The organism is Pseudarthrobacter sp. NamB4 (genome assembly GCF_005796185.1).
In the GTDB taxonomy this organism is placed as follows: domain Bacteria; phylum Actinomycetota; class Actinomycetes; order Actinomycetales; family Micrococcaceae; genus Arthrobacter.
Genome location: NZ_VAHM01000003.1, coordinates 209,111 through 226,168, shown reverse-complemented (window position 1 = coordinate 226,168; position 17,058 = coordinate 209,111). Strand labels below are relative to the sequence as shown.

Sequence of the window (17,058 nt, the reverse complement as noted above, 5' to 3'; positions counted from 1 at the left end):
CGGCGGCCTGGACCCCCGCGCGCCCTGACCCTGCAGGCCCTGAGCCAGTGGGCCCCTGAACCTGCAAACCTGGACCCTTAGAGGTCCTGCCCGGCGTAAATGCGCAATGCGTCCCGCACGAAGCCGGCGCCGGTTTCGCCTCCGTAGTTGGCCGCGAACCGGGGATCAGCAACGTACATGTCGGCAAGCCCCGTGATGTAGGCCTTGAGGTCTCCTCCCCGCTCCGCTGCAGGTGTCCCAGGTATCGATGCCAGCCAGGCCACATGCCGCCTGGCCAAGTCCTGGGCGGCGAAACTGTCCGGGCCGGCCCCTGAACCTGCCACAGCAATCCAGTCGCTGCCGAGTTTCCCGGCGTGGACCATCCATTCCTGCTTCTCCTCCGCGCCCATTCCCCGCCACCAGGCGTCGCTCTTGGCGTAGGCGTCCTTGCCCCAGCGCTCTTCCACCTCGTCCTTGTACTGGGTGTGGTCGAAGCCGTCGAACATCTTCTCTGCCACGATGTCGCCCCCTCCTTTTACTGTTTCGATTGTTTGCCGCACCGATGCCATCTGCCGTGCCAGCCGTTGCTGTTCCTGTCCCAGCCAGTCCAGGTGGCGGCTCAGGGCCTGCACAGTGTCCGTCTGCTGCCGGAACACCTCCGCGATGGCCGGCAGGCCCAATCCAAGCTCCCGAAGGAGAAGGATCCGCTGCAGTTGCAGGAGGGCGGTGCCGTCGTAGTATCGGTAGCCGTTACTGCCCACCCGGCTCGGCGCCAGCAGGCCGACGTCATCATAATGGCGCAGAGTGCGGCTCGTGGTTCCGGCGATCCGAGCCACCTCCTGGATGGACCAGTCCTGCCGGGCGCTGCTCCCGGTTTCTTCCATGCTTTGAGCGTAGGGTTTGACGCAGCGTTAAGGTCAAGCGGGTTTTTCGGGAAAGCCCTGACCCGGTGGGCGGCGGCGTGAGCGGGTCCGGGCCTGGGCAACGAGCCGGTTGAACGCGAAAATGAACACGGCCTCGATCAGGAGCATGAGCGCCACGGGGAGCCATTCGCCGCGGGCTGCAAAAAAGACGCAGCCGGTCAACGCCAGGACTGTTCCCAGAGCCAGGGCATAGATTGCGAATCCGACAGCGACGCGTGCACTGCGGACTCCGGTGCGGAACCCGAAGCCCAGCGGTTCACCGCCGGGGTGCCCGGGGACGCGGTCAGGCACGGCCGGTCCCAGCCTGTCGAACTCCTCCCAGGGATCCTGGTCCTGTCCGCTCACCCTTCAATTATCCCCATGAGCAGCAGGCAGGAGCACAGCGCAAGGGAAAGGAGACAAGAAGGACAATGGCTGGTCGACGCAAAACAGCGGCCCCTCCAGCACGATGCTGAAGAAGCCGCTGCAGGTGCCGGTCCGCCGGCGGGAGCCGGGGAAAGGCTAAGCCTTAGAGCGGGCGGATGTTCTCTGCCTGCGGACCCTTGGGGCCCTGGGTCACATCGAATTCAACCTTCTGGTTCTCATCGAGTGAACGGTATCCGCTGCTGGCGATTGCGGAGTAGTGGGCGAAAACGTCAGCGGACCCGTCATCGGGGGCAATGAAGCCAAAACCCTTTTCGGCGTTGAACCATTTAACTGTGCCTGTTGCCATGGCTGCATTCCTTCGTGTGACTCTGATTCTCTCCCCGGGCCATCGGCCAGGAGTGCGGGGAGAACGTCCCCCGCAGTCCCCAACGTACGGGGCGCGGGCCCCGGTTGCAAGGGTAAGGCAACATTTGTCGAGGTCAACGCATCCCCTCACGGCGGATGGCGGTGGCGATTGCGGCTGCCCTGGTGTCAACCCCAAGCTTGGCATAGATGTGGGCAAGGTGGGTTTTGACGGTGGCTTCGGAGATGAAAAGCCGCTGTCCGAGCTCCCTGTTGCTGAGGCCCTGGGTGAGGAGGCTCAGCAGTTCCGCTTCGCGCGGGGTGAGGACTTCCTCCGGGTTGCGCAGTTGTTGGAACAGCCGCGACGCCACCGGCGGGCTCATCACGCTCTTGCCCTGGACAGCACCGCGGATGGCGGCGAAAATTTCCTCCGGAGCCGCGTCCTTGAGCAGGTAGCCCATGGCCCCCGCGTCCACGGACCGCACGATGTCGGCGTCCGAGTCATAGGTGGTGAACACAAGGACCGCCTGTTTGCTGTTGCTTTCCCGGATTCTCCTGATCGCCTCGATGCCGTCCATTCCCGCGCCCATGGCCAGGTCCAGGACCACCACGGCCGGCTCGTGCTCCTGTACCAGCCGCACCGCTTCCTCCCCGGAGGCTGCCTCGGCCACCACCGCGATGTCGGCCTGGGTTCCCAGGAGGGCGCGAAGACCGCTTCTCACCACCAGGTGGTCATCCGCCAGTAGCACGGTGATGACGCTCATGCCGTGCTTCCCGTCGTCCTTGCCCCAGGGCCGGGCACAGGCAGCTGGGCGGCCACGATTGTTCCCTCCCCGGGTGCGCTTTCCACGGAGAAGACGCCGCCCAGCTGCTCCACCCGCTGCCGCATGGCCCGCAGTCCGTAGCCTCCGGCGGCCGACGGCGGTGCTGCCGCCTCCGGATCAAAGCCGGCGCCGTCGTCGTAAACGTCCAGGGTGACGGACTCCGGGAGGAATCCCAGCGTCACGGTGGCAACAGTGGCGGAGGCATGGAGTTTGATGTTGGCGGCAGCGCTCTGCACCACCCGCAGCAGGGTATGCCGGATTTCCGCAGGGACAGGATGTGGTTCCCCGGTGACCAGGAGCCGGGCGTCCGGGGCATACCGCCTGGCAGCGACGAGCAGCGCGTCCGGCAGCGGGGAGGTGTCCAGGCCGGGGGAGGCGAGCTCGTGCACCAGGCTCCGGGTCTCGGACAGGTTGCCCCGCAACAGGGCGGTTGCTTCACCGAGATCAGCCCGCGCGGTGGCACTTGGCCAGGCACGCCCCGCCGCCTCGAGCAAGAGCAGGCTGCTGGCCAGCCCCTGGGTCACAGTGTCATGGATTTCCCGGGAAACCCGCTCCCGTTCGGCAATGGTGCCGGCCCGGCGCTCGCTGGCCGCCAGCTGTCCCTGCGCGCGGGTAACCTCCGCATGCAGCCGGCGCTGCTCCTCGGCGTCGCGCTGGATCCGGTCATAGATGAGCGTGAGCATGACGCCCACGGCCAGGGGGCCGAGGAGCATTGCAACATCAGTGCCATTGGTCATCCGGAACAGGCCGGCGGCTGTGGCCGTGGCCGTAACCCCGGCCGCAGCGTAGGCCGCCGGGCCGGCCAGGGCGCTCCGGCTGAGGAAGAAGAGCGCGAACGAGCACCAGGCAAAACTGGGCGCCGCGATCACCAATACCGCCCACACCGCCACCAGGACGAACATCCACGGGGCGCCCGGGCGCTCCCGGCGCGCCAGCACCGCAACGACGGCGTACAAGAGGCAAGCGGCGGCGGCCAGCCCCAGGACCAGCAGGTTGTCTGCCGGGCTGTGCCGCATCACGTAGCGGACCAGAGACGCCACCAGCAGCACGGCGAAACCAAGGTGCACAGCCACATCAATGGTTGCCAGATGTGGTCGTGCCGGGGTGCCGGTGGTGAAGGGGCCAGTGGCTGGGGCGCTGCCAGCCTGGGCTGCATCAGCCGGGGTGCGGACGGAAGCTCGGGTAGGCATGGGGATTCCGGTTCGGAGGGAGGAAAAGCTATCCGCCATGGTATTGCCCCCGGCGATGCTCCGTCCCTCAGCCTTTTGGCTGATACTGCTGGCCTTTCGGTGCAGGAGGAAGCAGCTAAAGGCCCGATGCCAGGAGAGGGCAGCGCCGGAAGGATGGAAACGTACCCGCTCCGGGACGTTGCTGAGCAACTCCCAACGTTGCAGATCAAAGGAAACAACATGAAGAAGTCCGCGAAAGTACTCGCCGCCGCAGCTGCAGGCGCCCTTGCCCTCACCGCCGGGGTGACGGCCGCCGCCAACGCCGGCGCGGGTCCAGCAGCAACCGCCGTCCCTGCTGTCGACATCCAGCCCGTGCCCGGCAACGTGGTGCAGCAGGACCGGATCTCCGTGGGTGCCTCGGCCAAAGCAGTGCAGGCGGCACTGGCCCGGTGCCAGGCGGACAAGCTCCCGTTCGTCACGGTGGCGCTGGTGGACCGTTTCGGGACAGTACAGGCGCTGCTGCGGGGCGACAATGCGGCGGAACACACCATCGAGGCCGCCCAGCAGAAGGCCTACACCGCGGCAGCCTTTGGGACGCCCACCAGCGAACTGGCCAAACGCGTCAACCGCACTGGCCCCAGCATCGCAGACCTGCCCGGCACCCTCTTCCTGGCAGGGGGCGTACCGCTGAAGGTGAACGGCGTTTCGGTGGCCGGCATCGGCGTCGGCGGTGCTCCCGACGGCGCCCTGGACGAAGCCTGTGCCACCGCGGGAGCTGAGGCCATCGCCACCGCCGGTGCAGTTCAATAGGCTGGGCATGAAGCGGCTTGGGGTAATCGGCATGATCCTCGGGGCGACTTTGTCGATGACAGCTTGCCAGGCAGGGCCGACGGTGGAGCAGCCGCCGAAGTCCGCTCCGGCGTCAGCCCCTGCCGGCACTCAAGCGGAACCCCCTGCAACACAGGAACTCGCTACCGCGACAGCTCCGGTCAGCGAGCCGCCGCCCGCTCCTCCACTGCTGTCCTCCGAGGAACAGGCGAAGCTCGACCAGGAACTCCTTGCCGCGGCCAAAGCCAACAACGTATTCCTGGTACAGGAACTGATCGGGCGAGGAGGCAACGTGAACGCCAAGGACGCCATCCAGGACTCGGCATTCCTCTACGCCGGCGCCGAAGGGTTCAACGAGATGCTGCAGTTGACCCTGGCGGCGGGAGCGGACGTCGCCAGCACCAACCGCTACGGCGGTACCGCCTTGATTCCTGCCAGCGAGCACGGCCACGTGGAGACGGTTCGGATCCTGATCGGCGCCGGAGTGCCGGTCAACCACGTCAACAACCTCGGCTGGACCGCGATGCAGGAAGCCATCCTGCTGAACAACGGTGGGCTGCGGCAGCAGGAGGTGGTCCGCCTGCTCCTTGATGCCGGCGCTGATCCGGACATCCGCGACCCTGAAGGCCGGTCTGCCCTGCAGAACGCCGAACGGCTGGGCTTCGAGGAGATCGCGGCCCTGATCCGGAGCCACTAAACCCCCGGACCTGGAGTTTTTGTCCAGATATGCAGGACCACGGGCCGCGGGAGTCCGCATATCTGGACAAAACTCCGTAGGGGTTAGACGGCCTCGAGGACGCTCACGTAGTTCGCGATCCCCAGCCCGCGCATGTTCTGAACGGCCGCCCGGCGCGGGCCGGGCAGCTGCATGTTCCCTGCGGTCCCGGTGAGCTGTATTGCCGCGATGACGTGCTGGGAGACGCCCGTGGCGCGCACTGGATGGCACTTGGCCTTGAGTCCGCCGGAGACGTTGACCGGCAGTTTGCCGTCCCTGCCGACCCAGCCCTCTTCAATGGCGCGTGCGCCCTGCCCGGGCTTCGTCAGTCCCATGCCCTCGTACATCAGGAGCTCGGCAATGGTGAAGCAGTCGTGCACCTCGGCGAAGTCCAGGTCATCGAGCCCCCACCCGGGCCATCGCCAGGGCGCGCTGCCAGGACATGCGGGTGGCTTCGAAGGCCACGGGATCGCGGCGGGCGGCCGGGAAAAAGCCATTGGCCTGGCCGAAGCCCGCTAGCCGTACCGCGCCGGCGGTACCTCCCGTGGGGGAGGTGGAAAGCACGACGGCGGCTGCACCGTCTGACACCGGGGAGCAGTCGGTAGTGCCGGCCAGCAGGGACTTCGCGCCCTGCATCGCTGAGCTTGCCGAAGCGGCTGTGGCCCCAGCCGGTGAGCAGGACATCCTTGCCGAATTGTTCCTTCAGGCTCATGCCGCCACTTCCTCGTTCTCCAGCTGGACGTCGAAAGTCGCCTCCGTCCTGCTGCGGATCTCCTCCACGGTGACACCGGGAGCAAGGCGGGTCAGCGTGAGCTGCCGCCCGCCGTCGTCGTTCTTGTAGAGATCGAAGACAGCGAGGTCGCTGACGATCCGGTCCACGCACGCCAGTCCCGTAAGGGGCAGCGTGCATTCCCGGACGATCTTAGCGCTGCCGTCCTTGGCGTTGTGCTCAGTGAGGACCACCACGCGCGGCGTCCCTGCGACAAGGTCCATCGCGCCGCCCATGCCCTTGACCACCTTCCCGGGGATGGTCCAGTTGGCCAGGTCGCCGCTGCCCGAGACCTGCATGGCCCCCAAAATTGCTACCTTGACGTGCCCGCCGCGGATCATGCCGAAGGACGTGGCGGAATCGAAGATGCTTCCCCCTGGCAGGACGGTGACGGTCTGCTTGCCGGCGTTGATGAGGTCGGCGTCCTCCTCGCCCTCGTACGGGAACGGCCCCATGCCCAGCAGGCCGTTTTCGCTCTGCAGCACCACCCGGACGCCCTCCGGCAGGTTGTTGGCCACCAGCGTGGGAATGCCGATGCCCAGGTTCACGTAGTCGCCGTCGTTCAGTTCCTCGGCCGCGATGGCAGCCATCTCGTCCCTGGTCCAGGCCATGGGGTTCTCCTCTTCAGTAGGTATTCGGTGCTTAGACGGCCAACGCTTCGGTTCCTGCGGAAAGGTCGCGCCGCCGGACGGTACGCTGCTCAATGTCCTTGACGCGGGCGGTGGCCCGGACCAGGCGCTGGACGTAAACCCCTGGGGTGACGATGTGGTTGGGATCAAGTCCGCCCGGTTCCACCACTTCCTCCGCCTCCGCGATGGTCAGGAGGCCCGCCGTTGCCACCACAGGATTGAAGTTCCGCGCGGTGTAGCGGTAGAGCAGGTTCCCGTCCGTGTCTGCGGTGTGCGCGTGGACCAGCGCGACGTCGGCACGGATGGCGCGCTCGCGCACGTACTTTTCGCCGTCGAACACCTCGTGCGGTTTGCCTTCGGCAACCAGGGTGCCAACACCGGTCTTGGTGTAGAAGGCCGGGATGCTGGCCCCGCCCGCGCGCAGGCGCTCCGCCAGGGTGCCCTGCGGCGTGAACTCCACCTCCAGGCGGCCGGCGAGATACTGCTCGGCAAAGAGCTTGTTTTCGCCCACGTAGGAAGCAATGACCTTGCGGACCTGGCCTGCCTCGATCAGGATGCCCAGGCCCTTGCCGTCCACGCCCATGTTGTTGGATACAACGGTGAGGTCCCGGACGCCGGAATCCCGCACCGCCTCGATCAGGTCCGCGGGAATGCCGCTGAGGCCGAAGCCGCCCACGGCGAGTGTGACGCCGTCCCGGAGTGCCCCCTCCAAGGCAGCAGCAGCAGTTGATTGAAGTTTAGTCATGGAGTCTCCTCGTTGAGCTTGCTGCGCTGTCCACTTTGTGGACGGCGAGTCTGACAAGGGACACTATGAGGGGTTTCGGGGGCTGTCAAGGCAACAAAGGCCTGCTTCGGCGCGCTCTTCTACAGTGTGGACGCTAGGATGGGGAGAATCCATAATGTGGACAGAAAAGGTGGAATATATGAGCAGCGCACCCGTCCAGGGCGCCCAGGTGGTCAGCCGTATCGCCGGAGTGTTACGCCTCGTCGGGCGCAGCGCCGGAGGCATGTCTTTGGCCGGAGTGGTGCGTGAGTCAGGCCTCACCCGGCCCACGGTCCACCGCCTGCTGTCCTCCCTGGCAGCGGAGGGACTCGTGGACCACGACGCCGGGAGCGGCAACTGGGTCCTGGGGCCGGAAGTCCTCCTTATGGGTTCAGTGGCGGCCGCAAGGTTTCCGATGGAGGATATTGCCCGGCCCAGCCTCCGGCGGCTTGCCGAGGCCACCGGGGAGAGCGCGTTCTTTTCCGTGCGGCGGGGTGCGGAGACCGTGTGCCTGCTGCGGGAGGAGGGGAGCTTTCCAGTCCGTTCCTTCGTGCTGCACGAGGGCGTCCGATTTCCGTTGGGGGTGGCCTCCGCGGGCACGGCGATCATGGCGTTCCTGCCGGAGGATGAGCAGGAGGAGTTGCTGCGGGACTGGACGGCGCATGCAGGCAGGTTCGCAGCAAACCACTCTGAGGAAGTTGTCCGCGCCAACCTCGGCAGCACCCGGCTGGCGGGCTACTCCGTGAACCCGGGGTTGGTGCTGGAAGGCAGCTGGGGCATGGGCGCGGCGGTGTTCGACCGCTCCGGCCGGCCTGCATGGGCGCTGTCCCTGACCGGCATAGAGCCGCGCTTCCGCCCTGACCGGCAGGAGGAGCTGGGCGCCCTCCTCATGGCCGAGGCCCACCGGATCACCCAGCAGCTGGGCGGAACCCAGGGTGGCCGGCGGCCCCGCTGAGTCTCCCCGACCTTGACTGGTACGACGACGGCGCGCCGCCCCCTGTGGTGCGACGCGCCGTCGTGCTTCCCGAAAGTGTGGAATATGAGTGGCCTGCGGCCCTCTCCGGTGGGAACTAGAGCCCTGTGCGCGGGTCTTCCGGACCCTCGTGCTTCCACCAGGTGTCGAAGATGGTGACGGGAACCGTGCGCTTGTGCCGGGTCCGCAGGTATTTCTCTTCGATCAGCTCAGCCACGGAGTCCGGAACCTCCCGGCCTTCCAGGTAATCGTCAATCTGGTCATAGCTCAGCCCGAGCTCGTCCTCGTCAGTGCGGCCGGGCTTGTCATCCAGCAGGTCCGCCGTGGGCACCTTCTCCCACACCCGCGCCGGCGCGCCCAGCTCTGCCAGGAGCGCGCGGTTCTGCCGCTTGTTCAGGCCGAACAGCGGAAGGATGTCCGCGCCGCCGTCGCCGTACTTGGTGAAGAAGCCCGTGACGGATTCGGCGCCGTGGTCCGTGCCGATCACCAGATAGTTGTGTTCTCCCGCCAGGGCATACTGGGCGGTCATGCGGGTCCGCGCCTTGGTGTTGCCCTTGTGGAAGTCCGAAATTTCAGTTCCGACGGTTTTCTCGAACTCATCCTCGAAAGCGTCCACTGCAGCGGATATGTTGAACGTCCACTCAGTCTTGGGCCGGATGAAGTCCATGGCTGCCTGGGCGTCTTCCTCGTCATGCTGGACACCGTAGGGCAGCCGCACGGCAACGAAATTGGCCTCCACGCCTTCGGCCTCGAGCTCCTCCACGGCCAGCTGGGCGAGCTTGCCGGCCAGTGACGAATCCAGGCCGCCGGAGATGCCCAGGACAAAGCCCTTGGTGTGGGTGGCCCGGAGGTAGTCCTTGAGGAACGTGACGCGTCTGCGCACCTCCCCGGCAGGATCGATCCGGGGCTGTACGCCCATTTCTTCAATGATGCTTGCCTGGAGTTTGCGCATGTGGACCAGCCTAGCCAGCGGTGCCGAAAACGCTCAACTGTTCCGCCGGAAGTGCCGGCCGTGGCGGCACCGTGGTGGAGGTGTCCTCCCGGGCGTAGCGTGGGTGCATGGAGCGAACAGGGTGCGCCGTTGTCGGCGGCGGTCCGGCCGGAATGATGTTGGGCCTGCTGCTCGCACGGGCCGGGGTGCAGGTCACGGTTTTGGAAAAGCACGGCGATTTCCTGCGTGATTTCCGCGGCGACACCGTCCACGCCTCCACGGTGCGGCTGATTGACGAACTTGGCCTGGGCGCGGGTTTCCGCAGGCTCCCGCAGAGCCGGCTGAACCAGGTGGCATTTCCCATCCCCGGAGCCGGGCTGGTTACCGTTGGGGATTTCTCCGGTCTGAAGCCCCCGTACAACTACATCGCCATGATGCCGCAGTGGGACTTCCTCAACTTCCTGGCTTCGGAAGCGGCGCGGGAACCGTCCTTCACGCTCCTGATGCAGCACGAGGTTACGGGGTTGGTGTTCGACGGCGGCCGCGTCACCGGCGTGGGCTACCGGACTCGCGGTGGCGGCGCGGACGCGGACCAGGGCGGTGGACCGAACCGGGAAGGGGTACTGCATGCCGACCTGGTGGTGGCCACTGACGGACGCCACTCGGTGCTGCGGCGCGCAGCGGGACTGCAGCCGAAGCAGTATCCCGTGCCGTTCGACACCTGGTGGTTCAAACTCCCGCGCCCGGCTTCCGAAAAGGGCGCGGTGGCCGGCGTCGTGCCCGCCTTTGGCCACCGTGAGGCAATGATTGCCCTGTTCCGCGATGACTACTACCAGATGGGATACCTCGCGCCCAAAGGTTCGGATGCCCGGATCCGTGCCGAAGGCATAGAGCGCTTCCGGGAGCGGGTTGCCCGGCTCCGCCCGGACCTGGCCGACCGCCTGGACGCCATCCGCTCGGTGGATGACCTGCACTGGCTGGACGTCCGGCTGGACCGGCTGAAGCGGTGGTACGTGGACGGTCTCCTCTGTATTGGTGACGCCGCCCATGCCATGTCGCCGGCAGGGGGTGTGGGAATCAACCTCGCAATTCAGGACGCCGTGGCAACAGCCGCAAAACTGGCACCCCTCCTGCTTGAAGGCCGGGTGACAACGAAGGATCTTGCCCGGGTAGAGCGGCGCCGCCGGATGCCCACTGCAGTTGTCCAGGATGTCCAGCGCATCATGCACAGGGCAATATTCGTTCCGTTGTTCGCCGGGAAGACGCCCCGGCCGCTGCCGGTCATGCTGCTCATCGTCCGGCACGCCCCGGTGGTTGGGCGGGTCCTGCCCAGGGTCATCGCGTTCGGGCCGCTGCCGGAGCATGCGCCCGCTTTCGCCCGCCGCGTCCCGGCCCCCTGACCCACTAAACTGGAACCCATGACTTCCCCCAGTGATACAGCAGTTGACACTGCTGCCGCCCGTGCCCGCCTGTTGGAACTGATCAAGGAACTGGCTGTTGTCCGCGGCAAGGTGATCCTTTCCAGCGGAACCGAGGCCGACTACTACATCGATCTCCGCCGAATCACGCTGCATCACGAAGCCTCCAGGCTGGTGGGCCAGGTCATGCTCGCACTGGCCGACGAGGCCGGGATCGATTTTGAATGCGCAGGCGGGCTCACCATGGGCGCGGATCCTGTTGGCACGGCCGTCATGCACGCGGCAGTGGATGCGGGGCGGACTGTTGACGCCTTTGTGGTACGCAAGGCGCAGAAGTCCTATGGCATGGGACGCCAGGTGGAGGGGCCGTCCGTGGAAGGCCGGAAGGTCCTGGTCCTTGAAGATACGTCCACAACAGGCGGCTCGGCGCTGACGGCTGTGGAGGGTGTACGGAAGGCCGGAGGGAATGTAGTGGCCGTGGCCGTGATCGTGGACCGCGACACGGGAGCCAAGGAAAAGATCGAGGCTGAAACCGGCGTTCCCTACCTGTTCGCCTTCGGCAAGGACGAACTGGGGCTTTCCTAGCTACGATTGAGCACAGTCCCTAATTCGCCGTACGGAGAACGTGCACTATGCTCCCGCCTGAACAGCCCTTGAGTGCCACCGACCAGGTCCAGAACCTCATTCTGGAGAGCGCCGATTTCGAGGAATTCCTCAACGAACTCGCCCGCTTTTCCGCCCACCAGATGGCTGGTGAGGGGGATGACGCGCTGTGCGGAATCACGCTGCTGCGCGACAGGAAGGCTGCCACCATTGGCTGGAGCAGCGATTCGGCCCGGGAAGTGGATGAGATCCAGTATTCGCTCTCCCAGGGCCCCTGCCTTACTGCTGCCCAGGAGGAACGGGAGGTCCATGTTCCGGACCTGTATGAGGAGAACCGCTGGGGCCCGGACTACGCGTCCGCGGTGGCTTCCCACGGCCTGCGCTCGGTGTTGTCCCTGCCCTTCAACCTGCAAGGGGAAGCGAAGGCGGCGCTGAACCTCTACTCCAGCGCGCCGCGCAAGTTCAATGACCAGGCCACCGCCCGGGCCCGGTTATTCACTCGGGAGATTTCCCAGGCACTGAGGCTGGCCGTGCGGTTCTCACTGCACACAGACAGCGCGGCCAACCTCCGGGCAACACTGGAATCCCGGACGATCATAGACATCGCCATCGGCATTGTCATGGCCCAGAACCGGTGCGGCCAGGAAGCTGCAGTCAATATTCTCACCGAAGCTTCCAGCAACTCGAACACCAAGCTGAGGGACATCGCCAAATCGCTGGTGGATTCTGTAGGCGGGGCCGGCACCCGCACCCATTTCGAGGAACCCAGGAAAAAGCAGGCGGACAGGATCGGATAGCGCGCTTCCTTCCTTGTTACTGGCGGGTTGTGTATGGACTCCCGGGAGGTTACGCTTACCGAGGTTGAGCCGTCGGCCATAGACACCCTCTTTTGGAGTACCTATGGACCGCGCATTGAATGCCCTCGTTAACCTTGACGTCCCCGCCGACGTCGTGCGGATAGAAGTCCGTGGCAGCCTCAATGGCTGCTCCCGCCCGGAACTTATCCACACTATTCGCCGGATCAGGCGGATGGGCATCAGATCCCATATCAGCGTCGACCTTTCCTGGGCCGAACTGGTGGAATCCTCCGCCTTGGCCGGTCTCCGCAGCGACCTGAATGCGATCGACTCCAATACCCTTCCGGGGATTTACGGCAGCGGCGTTTCGCTGGATCTTTCCCCGGGTGCCGACTGGGCTGTGACCGGTTCCAATGAACAGCCGCTGGCCCTTCTGGACGGTTTTACCGATTTTCCGGAGGACGGGCAGTACCCGGCCGAGGGCCTCCCGCTGCTGCCCGACGCCCGCTTCGAGGAGCTGTTCGGCCGGCCGCTGGAGGAGTACTCGGACGGGGAGTTGCTGACCGCCAGCGACTCGATTTTCGCCCTGCTGGACAACCCGAAGGCGTTCCCGGGCTCGGACCTGCTGGGCCGGTACACGGACATTGGCCAGGAACTGCTGCGGCGCCAGCAGGGCAGTGTGGCACCGCTTCCCGGCTTGGAGGGCCAAGCGGCCAGCTGAGAAGCCGCTGGTGACCAGCTGTCGCTGAATGGTTACAACGGGCTGCTTGCGGGGGCGTCTTCCGGTGTGCATACGGTAGGGGTGTGCCGTATGAGGGGGAGGTAAATCCGCAGGACCGGCGCGGGGTGTCGGGGGCCCGGCTGCTGGCGGAAAGTGCTGCCCTTAAGCAATTTTCCCGCCGCGGATTCCTGGCGGGGGCCGGGGCCTCGGGCCTGCTTGCGGCTGACATGCTCCTCACGCGGGAGGTGCAGTCCCGGCGCAGGACGGACAGGATCCTGACTGTCCCGGACGATTTCGCGGATGCCTATTACCCCGACGCCAGCTGGTTCCTGTTTCCCGGCTACAAGACCAGCTGGGAAGAAGCCCAGTGGATCCTTAACTCGCTGCGCGGGGCGCTGAACAAGCGGGCCCGGCTGGCAGCCGTGGGTTATTCCAATCAAGGCCTGGACATCGACGCCATTGTGATTGCCGTCATTGAGCATGTCCGCGCCCAGAAGCTCACCAAGCTCTTCTTCTACGGCCACAGCTTCGGTGGAATGGTGGCCACCCAGGTAGCCGCCCGCCTGCTGGAAATCCACGGTGTGGAGGTTCAGTTCATCGTGTTGGACTCCAGCCCTTACAGCAAGCATGACGTGCTGGACCAGAGCTGGTTCGACGGCGTGGTGTTCCTGTACGAGCGCGGCTTCCGCTTCCCTTCCGCCCTCCGTGGTGGTTATGAGCTGGGGGAACGGGTCATCCACAAGGACGAACGCAGCTGGCGGCAAATCATCGACCAGACGCTTGAACAGCTGTCGCCCATTGCCCCGTCCAGCCTCCTCATCCAGTCAGAGTCGGCCTACATCTACCACTTCGACGGCAGCCGGTTCGCTGGCAAAATCGGCGGCGCGAAAATGGCGTATATCGGCAATCCCCGGGACCGCACCGTCCGCTACCAGACGGCGGTGGAGGCCTGGGCAGTAGCCTTCAAGGCCAACATGGTCTCCAGCAGCCTCCACACCGGAGACGCCAGGCCAGCCCATGCCAGCCCCGGCTGGAATCCCAACGTCTACCGGCCCCTCGTGGAAGAGCTCCTGGACGAACACTTCCCGCTGCCCCGCGGCGGATCCCGGGTGACGGTGTTCTAGGGCCGGCTCCTAGATCTGGTTCTTCAGGTCCGCCACCGAGTTCAGGACCTGGTTGGGCCGGAAGGGGTAGGCGGCGATGTCGTCCTTGTGCGTGATGCCGCTGAGTACCAGGACGGTGTGCAGGCCTGCCTCCATGCCGGCGATGATGTCAGTGTCCATCCGGTCACCGATCATGGCGGTGGTCTCGGAATGGGCGTCGATCTGGTTCATCGCGGAACGGAACATCATGGGATTCGGCTTGCCCACGATGTACGGCTCCCGTCCCGTTGCCTTGGTGATCAGAGCTGCTATTGCCCCCGTGGCGGGCATGGGGCCGTCCTTCGACGGGCCGGTGGCATCCGGGTTGGTTGCGATGAACCGGGCACCGGCGAGGATCAGCCGGATGGCGGTGGTGATCGCCTCGAAGGAATAGGTGCGAGTTTCGCCAAGCACCACGAAGTCCGGGTTCTGGTCGGTGAGGATGAAGCCTGCCTCGTGCAGCGCCGTCGTCAGTCCTGCCTCGCCTATGGTGTAGGCCCTGTTGCCGGATTCCGAACGCACCTGGTCCTTGAGGAACTGCGCGGTGGCCAGGGCCGAGGTCCAGATGTTTTCCTCCGGGACCTCCAGCCCGGAGGAACGCAGGCGCGCGGCAAGGTCCCGTGGGGTGAAGATGGAGTTGTTGGTCAGCACCAGGAAGCGCTTGGACGTGTCCACCCACCGCTGGATCAGCTCGGCTGCACCGGGGATCGGCTGGTTCTCGTGGACCAGCACGCCGTCCATGTCCGTCAGCCAGCATTCGATGTCCTGGCCGCTGCGGTAAACCGCCGGATTTCCCTTGACCTCGTCCGCTTCTGCCATGCCTACCTCCGCGTGTAATGAAAGCCCGAAAGGTCCAGTCTAGTGTTGAGGGGTGAACCAAACTCCCGGTATGACAAACGAGCCGCATCCCATGCCGGAGGAGGACCAGACCCAGGACACAGGCCCCGCAAAGGCGGAGGTCGGCGTCGGGCCCTGGGAGGGCGAACTGCCGGAAGGCGACCAGTGGGACCCGGATCTCCTGGCCGACGGTGACCGCCGCAACGTGCTGGACAAGTACCGCTACTGGAAGCACGAGGCGATCGTGGCGGAACTGGACTCCAGGCGCCACAACTTCCACGTGGCCATTGAGAACTGGCAGCATGACCTCAACATCGGCACAGTGGTGCGGACCGCCAACGCGTTTCTCGCAAAGGAAGTGCACATTATCGGACGACGGCGGTGGAACCGGCGGGGAGCGATGGTCACCGACCGCTACCAGCACGTGCGCCACCACCCCACCGTGGCGGACTTCGTTGCGTGGGCGCAGGGGGAGGGGCTGGCGATCATCGGCGTCGACATCTTCCCGGACTCCGTGCCGCTGGAGACCTACGATCTGCCCAGGGACTGCGTGCTGGTGTTCGGTCAGGAAGGACCCGGCCTGACCCCCGAAGTGCACGAGGCCGCCGTCGCCACCCTGTCCATTGAGCAGTTCGGCTCCACCCGGTCCATCAACGCCGCCTCCGCCGCGGCCATTGCCATGCACGCGTGGGTGCGCCGGCACGTGTTCAACCAGCAAGTCCACGGTGCGGGTGGGGCGTAACCCACAGCACTCTCCGGGCGGAACTGGCTAGGATGGTGCTAGCCGTAAGCGGTACTCCAGGGTTACCAGCCCACAGACGAACCTCAGCATAGGAGTCAGCATGCCCATTGCAACCCCAGAGATCTACTCCGAGATGATCGACCGCGCAAAGGCGGGCGGCTTCGCATTCCCGGCCGTGAACGTGACATCCTCGCAGACGCTGAACGCCGCCCTCCGCGGCTTCGCCGAAGCTGAGTCCGACGGCATCGTGCAGGTCTCCACCGGCGGTGCGGCCTACTGGTCCGGCGCTGCGACCAAGGACATGGTTGCCGGTTCCCTGGGCTTCGCGGCTTTTGCCCGCGAGGTGGCCAAGAACTACAACGTCAACATCGCCCTGCACACGGACCACTGCCCCAAGGACAAGCTGGACGGTTTCGTGCTGCCGCTGCTGGCCGCTTCCGAGGCTGAGGTCAAGGCCGGCCGCAACCCGCTGTTCAACTCCCACATGTGGGACGGCTCCGCAGAGACCCTGCAGGAGAACCTGCGCATCGCCCGCGAACTGCTGGAGCGCACCGCTGCCGCCAAGATGATCCTCGAGGTTGAGATCGGCACCGTGGGCGGTGAAGAGGACGGCGTTGAGAACGAGATCAACGAAAAGCTCTACACCACGGTTGAAGACGCCCTTGCAACCGTTGAGGCACTGGGCGCCGGCGAGAACGGCCGCTACATCACCGCGCTGACCTTCGGCAACGTCCACGGCGTGTACAAGCCCGGCGGCGTGAAGCTCCGCCCGGAGATCCTCAAGGACATCCAGGCCCAGGTAGGTGCCCGGATCGGCAAGGACAGCCCGTTCGACCTGGTGTTCCACGGCGGCTCCGGCTCCTCCGACCAGGAAATCGCCGACGCCGTTTCGTACGGCACCATCAAGATGAACATCGACACCGACACCCAGTACGCCTACACGCGTCCGGTGGCACACCACATGTTCAAGAACTACGACGGCGTCCTGAAGGTTGACGGCGAAGTGGGCAACAAGAAGACCTACGACCCCCGCGTATGGGGCGCAGCCGCGGAAGCAGGCCTGGCAGCCCGCGTGGTCGAAGCCACCAAGCAGCTCGGCTCCGCCGGAAAGACCTTCTAGGAATGTCCGACGAGTTCCGTAGGAACCTGATGGGCCCCGAGCCCACGCTCCTGCCTGCCGAGACGGAGGTCTACCAGCAGCTGGATGCGGGCCAGGAGCCCCTGGACCTCGTGGCCAAGCATCCCACCTCTTCCCTGTTGTGGGCAGTGCTGGCCGAAGAGGCCTGGGCTGAGGGACGGACCATCGATTCCTACGCGTACTCCCGGGTGGGCTACCACCGCGGGCTGGACGCGCTGCGCCGCAACGGTTGGCGCGGCGTTGGTCCCATCCCCTGGGAGCATGAGCCCAACCGGGGCTTCCTGCGGGCACTGTACTCGCTGGGCCGCGCCGCGGCTGCCATTGGCGAAGCGGACGAGCCGGAGCGGATCGAGAAGTTCCTCAACGACTCCGATCCTGCAGCGAAGGCAGCCATCGAAGCGAAATAACGACCAGCGGTTTAAGCTCGACGCCGGGCGGTCACCTTTCGA

The 17,058-nt window shown here is 65.7% G+C and carries 20 protein-coding genes and 1 pseudogene; 11 read left to right on the top strand and 10 right to left on the bottom strand.

The window, feature by feature from the left end; genetic code table 11:
* Positions 1-77 precede the first annotated feature (77 nt).
* The 5 genes from FDW81_RS04055 to FDW81_RS04035 all read right to left on the bottom strand — a co-directional run bounded on the left by FDW81_RS04055 (position 78) and on the right by FDW81_RS04035 (position 3,624).
* Positions 78-863, bottom strand: coding sequence for a TipAS antibiotic-recognition domain-containing protein (locus FDW81_RS04055; RefSeq protein WP_138132874.1), 786 nt, complete (start codon positions 861-863; stop codon positions 78-80).
* 33 nt (positions 864-896) lie between these two features.
* Entirely contained in the window at positions 897-1,247 is a 351-nt protein-coding gene (locus FDW81_RS04050) for a hypothetical protein (protein ID WP_138132873.1), read from the bottom strand.
* Positions 1,248-1,410: 163 nt separating this feature from the next.
* Positions 1,411-1,614 (bottom strand): cold-shock protein, encoded by a 204-nt coding sequence (locus tag FDW81_RS04045; RefSeq protein WP_013599688.1) that lies wholly within the window; start codon positions 1,612-1,614, stop codon positions 1,411-1,413.
* A gap of 133 nt (positions 1,615-1,747) precedes the next feature.
* A complete protein-coding gene (locus FDW81_RS04040; RefSeq protein ID WP_138132872.1) occupies positions 1,748-2,374 on the bottom strand; it encodes a response regulator transcription factor in 627 nt (208 codons plus the stop codon).
* Positions 2,371-3,624 (bottom strand): sensor histidine kinase, encoded by a 1,254-nt coding sequence (locus FDW81_RS04035; RefSeq protein ID WP_138132871.1) that lies wholly within the window; start codon positions 3,622-3,624, stop codon positions 2,371-2,373. Before FDW81_RS04035 ends, FDW81_RS04040 begins: the two co-directional genes overlap by 4 nt.
* A 219-nt stretch (positions 3,625-3,843) precedes the next feature.
* Here FDW81_RS04035 and FDW81_RS04030 point away from each other — a divergent pair, with 219 nt between their 5' ends.
* Both FDW81_RS04030 and FDW81_RS04025 read left to right on the top strand, forming a co-directional pair.
* Positions 3,844-4,413, top strand: coding sequence for a heme-binding protein (locus FDW81_RS04030; protein WP_138132870.1), 570 nt, complete (start codon positions 3,844-3,846; stop codon positions 4,411-4,413).
* A 7-nt stretch (positions 4,414-4,420) separates the two neighbouring features.
* Positions 4,421-5,128, top strand: a complete 708-nt coding sequence (locus FDW81_RS04025; RefSeq protein WP_240719917.1) for an ankyrin repeat domain-containing protein — start codon at positions 4,421-4,423, stop codon at positions 5,126-5,128.
* A gap of 83 nt (positions 5,129-5,211) precedes the next feature.
* Here the strand turns inward: FDW81_RS04025 and FDW81_RS18690 are convergent.
* The 3 genes and pseudogenes from FDW81_RS18690 to FDW81_RS04010 all read right to left on the bottom strand — a co-directional run.
* Positions 5,212-5,749, bottom strand: a pseudogene (locus FDW81_RS18690) (thiolase domain-containing protein); the annotation flags it as partial.
* Positions 5,750-5,854: 105 nt separating this feature from the next.
* Positions 5,855-6,526, bottom strand: coding sequence for a CoA transferase subunit B (locus FDW81_RS04015; RefSeq protein ID WP_138132869.1), 672 nt, complete (start codon positions 6,524-6,526; stop codon positions 5,855-5,857).
* Positions 6,527-6,557: 31 nt separating this feature from the next.
* Positions 6,558-7,289, bottom strand: coding sequence for a CoA transferase subunit A (locus FDW81_RS04010; protein WP_138132868.1), 732 nt, complete (start codon positions 7,287-7,289; stop codon positions 6,558-6,560).
* A 178-nt stretch (positions 7,290-7,467) separates the two neighbouring features.
* Here FDW81_RS04010 and FDW81_RS04005 point away from each other — a divergent pair, with 178 nt between their 5' ends.
* Positions 7,468-8,262 (top strand): IclR family transcriptional regulator, encoded by a 795-nt coding sequence (locus FDW81_RS04005; protein ID WP_138132867.1) that lies wholly within the window; start codon positions 7,468-7,470, stop codon positions 8,260-8,262.
* A gap of 115 nt (positions 8,263-8,377) precedes the next feature.
* Here the strand turns inward: FDW81_RS04005 and nadE are convergent, their stop codons facing one another.
* Entirely contained in the window at positions 8,378-9,232 is an 855-nt protein-coding gene (gene nadE / locus FDW81_RS04000) for an ammonia-dependent NAD(+) synthetase (protein WP_138132866.1), read from the bottom strand.
* 107 nt (positions 9,233-9,339) lie between these two features.
* Between nadE and FDW81_RS03995 the strand changes: the two genes are divergently transcribed.
* The 5 genes from FDW81_RS03995 (at position 9,340) to FDW81_RS03975 (ending at position 13,874) form a co-directional block, all read left to right on the top strand.
* Complete coding sequence (locus FDW81_RS03995; protein ID WP_138132865.1) at positions 9,340-10,611, top strand: FAD-dependent oxidoreductase; 1,272 nt, start codon at positions 9,340-9,342, stop codon at positions 10,609-10,611.
* Between the two features lie 18 nt (positions 10,612-10,629).
* A complete protein-coding gene (gene pyrE / locus FDW81_RS03990; RefSeq protein ID WP_138132864.1) occupies positions 10,630-11,214 on the top strand; it encodes an orotate phosphoribosyltransferase in 585 nt (194 codons plus the stop codon).
* A 47-nt stretch (positions 11,215-11,261) separates the two neighbouring features.
* Positions 11,262-12,029, top strand: a complete 768-nt coding sequence (locus FDW81_RS03985) for a GAF and ANTAR domain-containing protein (protein ID WP_138132863.1) — start codon at positions 11,262-11,264, stop codon at positions 12,027-12,029.
* 103 nt (positions 12,030-12,132) lie between these two features.
* Positions 12,133-12,750, top strand: coding sequence for a hypothetical protein (locus FDW81_RS03980; RefSeq protein WP_138132862.1), 618 nt, complete (start codon positions 12,133-12,135; stop codon positions 12,748-12,750).
* A gap of 83 nt (positions 12,751-12,833) precedes the next feature.
* Entirely contained in the window at positions 12,834-13,874 is a 1,041-nt protein-coding gene (locus tag FDW81_RS03975; protein ID WP_138132861.1) for an alpha/beta fold hydrolase, read from the top strand.
* 9 nt (positions 13,875-13,883) lie between these two features.
* Here FDW81_RS03975 and FDW81_RS03970 read toward each other — a convergent pair whose 3' ends face one another.
* Complete coding sequence (locus tag FDW81_RS03970; protein ID WP_138132860.1) at positions 13,884-14,711, bottom strand: HAD-IIA family hydrolase; 828 nt, start codon at positions 14,709-14,711, stop codon at positions 13,884-13,886.
* 70 nt (positions 14,712-14,781) lie between these two features.
* Here FDW81_RS03970 and FDW81_RS03965 point away from each other — a divergent pair, with 70 nt between their 5' ends.
* From FDW81_RS03965 to FDW81_RS03955, 3 genes are all read left to right on the top strand, one after another.
* Positions 14,782-15,471 carry a TrmH family RNA methyltransferase gene (locus tag FDW81_RS03965; RefSeq protein ID WP_240719911.1) on the top strand — a complete coding sequence of 230 codons (690 nt, stop codon included), beginning with the start codon at positions 14,782-14,784 and terminating at the stop codon, positions 15,469-15,471.
* A 100-nt stretch (positions 15,472-15,571) separates the two neighbouring features.
* A complete protein-coding gene (fbaA, locus tag FDW81_RS03960; protein ID WP_138132858.1) occupies positions 15,572-16,591 on the top strand; it encodes a class II fructose-bisphosphate aldolase in 1,020 nt (339 codons plus the stop codon).
* Positions 16,592-16,593: 2 nt separating this feature from the next.
* Positions 16,594-17,016, top strand: coding sequence for a DUF3151 domain-containing protein (locus FDW81_RS03955; RefSeq protein WP_138132857.1), 423 nt, complete (start codon positions 16,594-16,596; stop codon positions 17,014-17,016).
* The last annotated feature ends 42 nt before the right edge of the window (positions 17,017-17,058 follow it).

Excerpts from the sequence above, each read along its gene's own strand:
- FDW81_RS04055 (WP_138132874.1), bottom strand. The coding sequence starts at position 863 with ATGGAAGAAACCGGGAGCAGCGCCCGGCAGGACTGGTCCATCCAGGAG.
- FDW81_RS04045 (WP_013599688.1), bottom strand. The coding sequence starts at position 1,614 with ATGGCAACAGGCACAGTTAAATGGTTCAACGCCGAAAAGGGTTTTGGC.
- FDW81_RS04040 (WP_138132872.1), bottom strand. The coding sequence starts at position 2,374 with ATGAGCGTCATCACCGTGCTACTGGCGGATGACCACCTGGTGGTGAGA.
- FDW81_RS04035 (WP_138132871.1), bottom strand. The coding sequence starts at position 3,624 with ATGCCTACCCGAGCTTCCGTCCGCACCCCGGCTGATGCAGCCCAGGCT.
- FDW81_RS04030 (WP_138132870.1), top strand. The coding sequence starts at position 3,844 with ATGAAGAAGTCCGCGAAAGTACTCGCCGCCGCAGCTGCAGGCGCCCTT.
- FDW81_RS04025 (WP_240719917.1), top strand. The coding sequence starts at position 4,421 with ATGAAGCGGCTTGGGGTAATCGGCATGATCCTCGGGGCGACTTTGTCG.
- FDW81_RS04015 (WP_138132869.1), bottom strand. The coding sequence starts at position 6,526 with ATGGCCTGGACCAGGGACGAGATGGCTGCCATCGCGGCCGAGGAACTG.
- FDW81_RS04010 (WP_138132868.1), bottom strand. The coding sequence starts at position 7,289 with ATGACTAAACTTCAATCAACTGCTGCTGCTGCCTTGGAGGGGGCACTC.
- FDW81_RS04005 (WP_138132867.1), top strand. The coding sequence starts at position 7,468 with ATGAGCAGCGCACCCGTCCAGGGCGCCCAGGTGGTCAGCCGTATCGCC.
- nadE (WP_138132866.1), bottom strand. The coding sequence starts at position 9,232 with ATGCGCAAACTCCAGGCAAGCATCATTGAAGAAATGGGCGTACAGCCC.
- FDW81_RS03995 (WP_138132865.1), top strand. The coding sequence starts at position 9,340 with ATGGAGCGAACAGGGTGCGCCGTTGTCGGCGGCGGTCCGGCCGGAATG.
- pyrE (WP_138132864.1), top strand. The coding sequence starts at position 10,630 with ATGACTTCCCCCAGTGATACAGCAGTTGACACTGCTGCCGCCCGTGCC.
- FDW81_RS03985 (WP_138132863.1), top strand. The coding sequence starts at position 11,262 with ATGCTCCCGCCTGAACAGCCCTTGAGTGCCACCGACCAGGTCCAGAAC.
- FDW81_RS03980 (WP_138132862.1), top strand. The coding sequence starts at position 12,133 with ATGGACCGCGCATTGAATGCCCTCGTTAACCTTGACGTCCCCGCCGAC.
- FDW81_RS03970 (WP_138132860.1), bottom strand. The coding sequence starts at position 14,711 with ATGGCAGAAGCGGACGAGGTCAAGGGAAATCCGGCGGTTTACCGCAGC.
- FDW81_RS03965 (WP_240719911.1), top strand. The coding sequence starts at position 14,782 with ATGACAAACGAGCCGCATCCCATGCCGGAGGAGGACCAGACCCAGGAC.
- fbaA (WP_138132858.1), top strand. The coding sequence starts at position 15,572 with ATGCCCATTGCAACCCCAGAGATCTACTCCGAGATGATCGACCGCGCA.
- FDW81_RS03955 (WP_138132857.1), top strand. The coding sequence starts at position 16,594 with ATGTCCGACGAGTTCCGTAGGAACCTGATGGGCCCCGAGCCCACGCTC.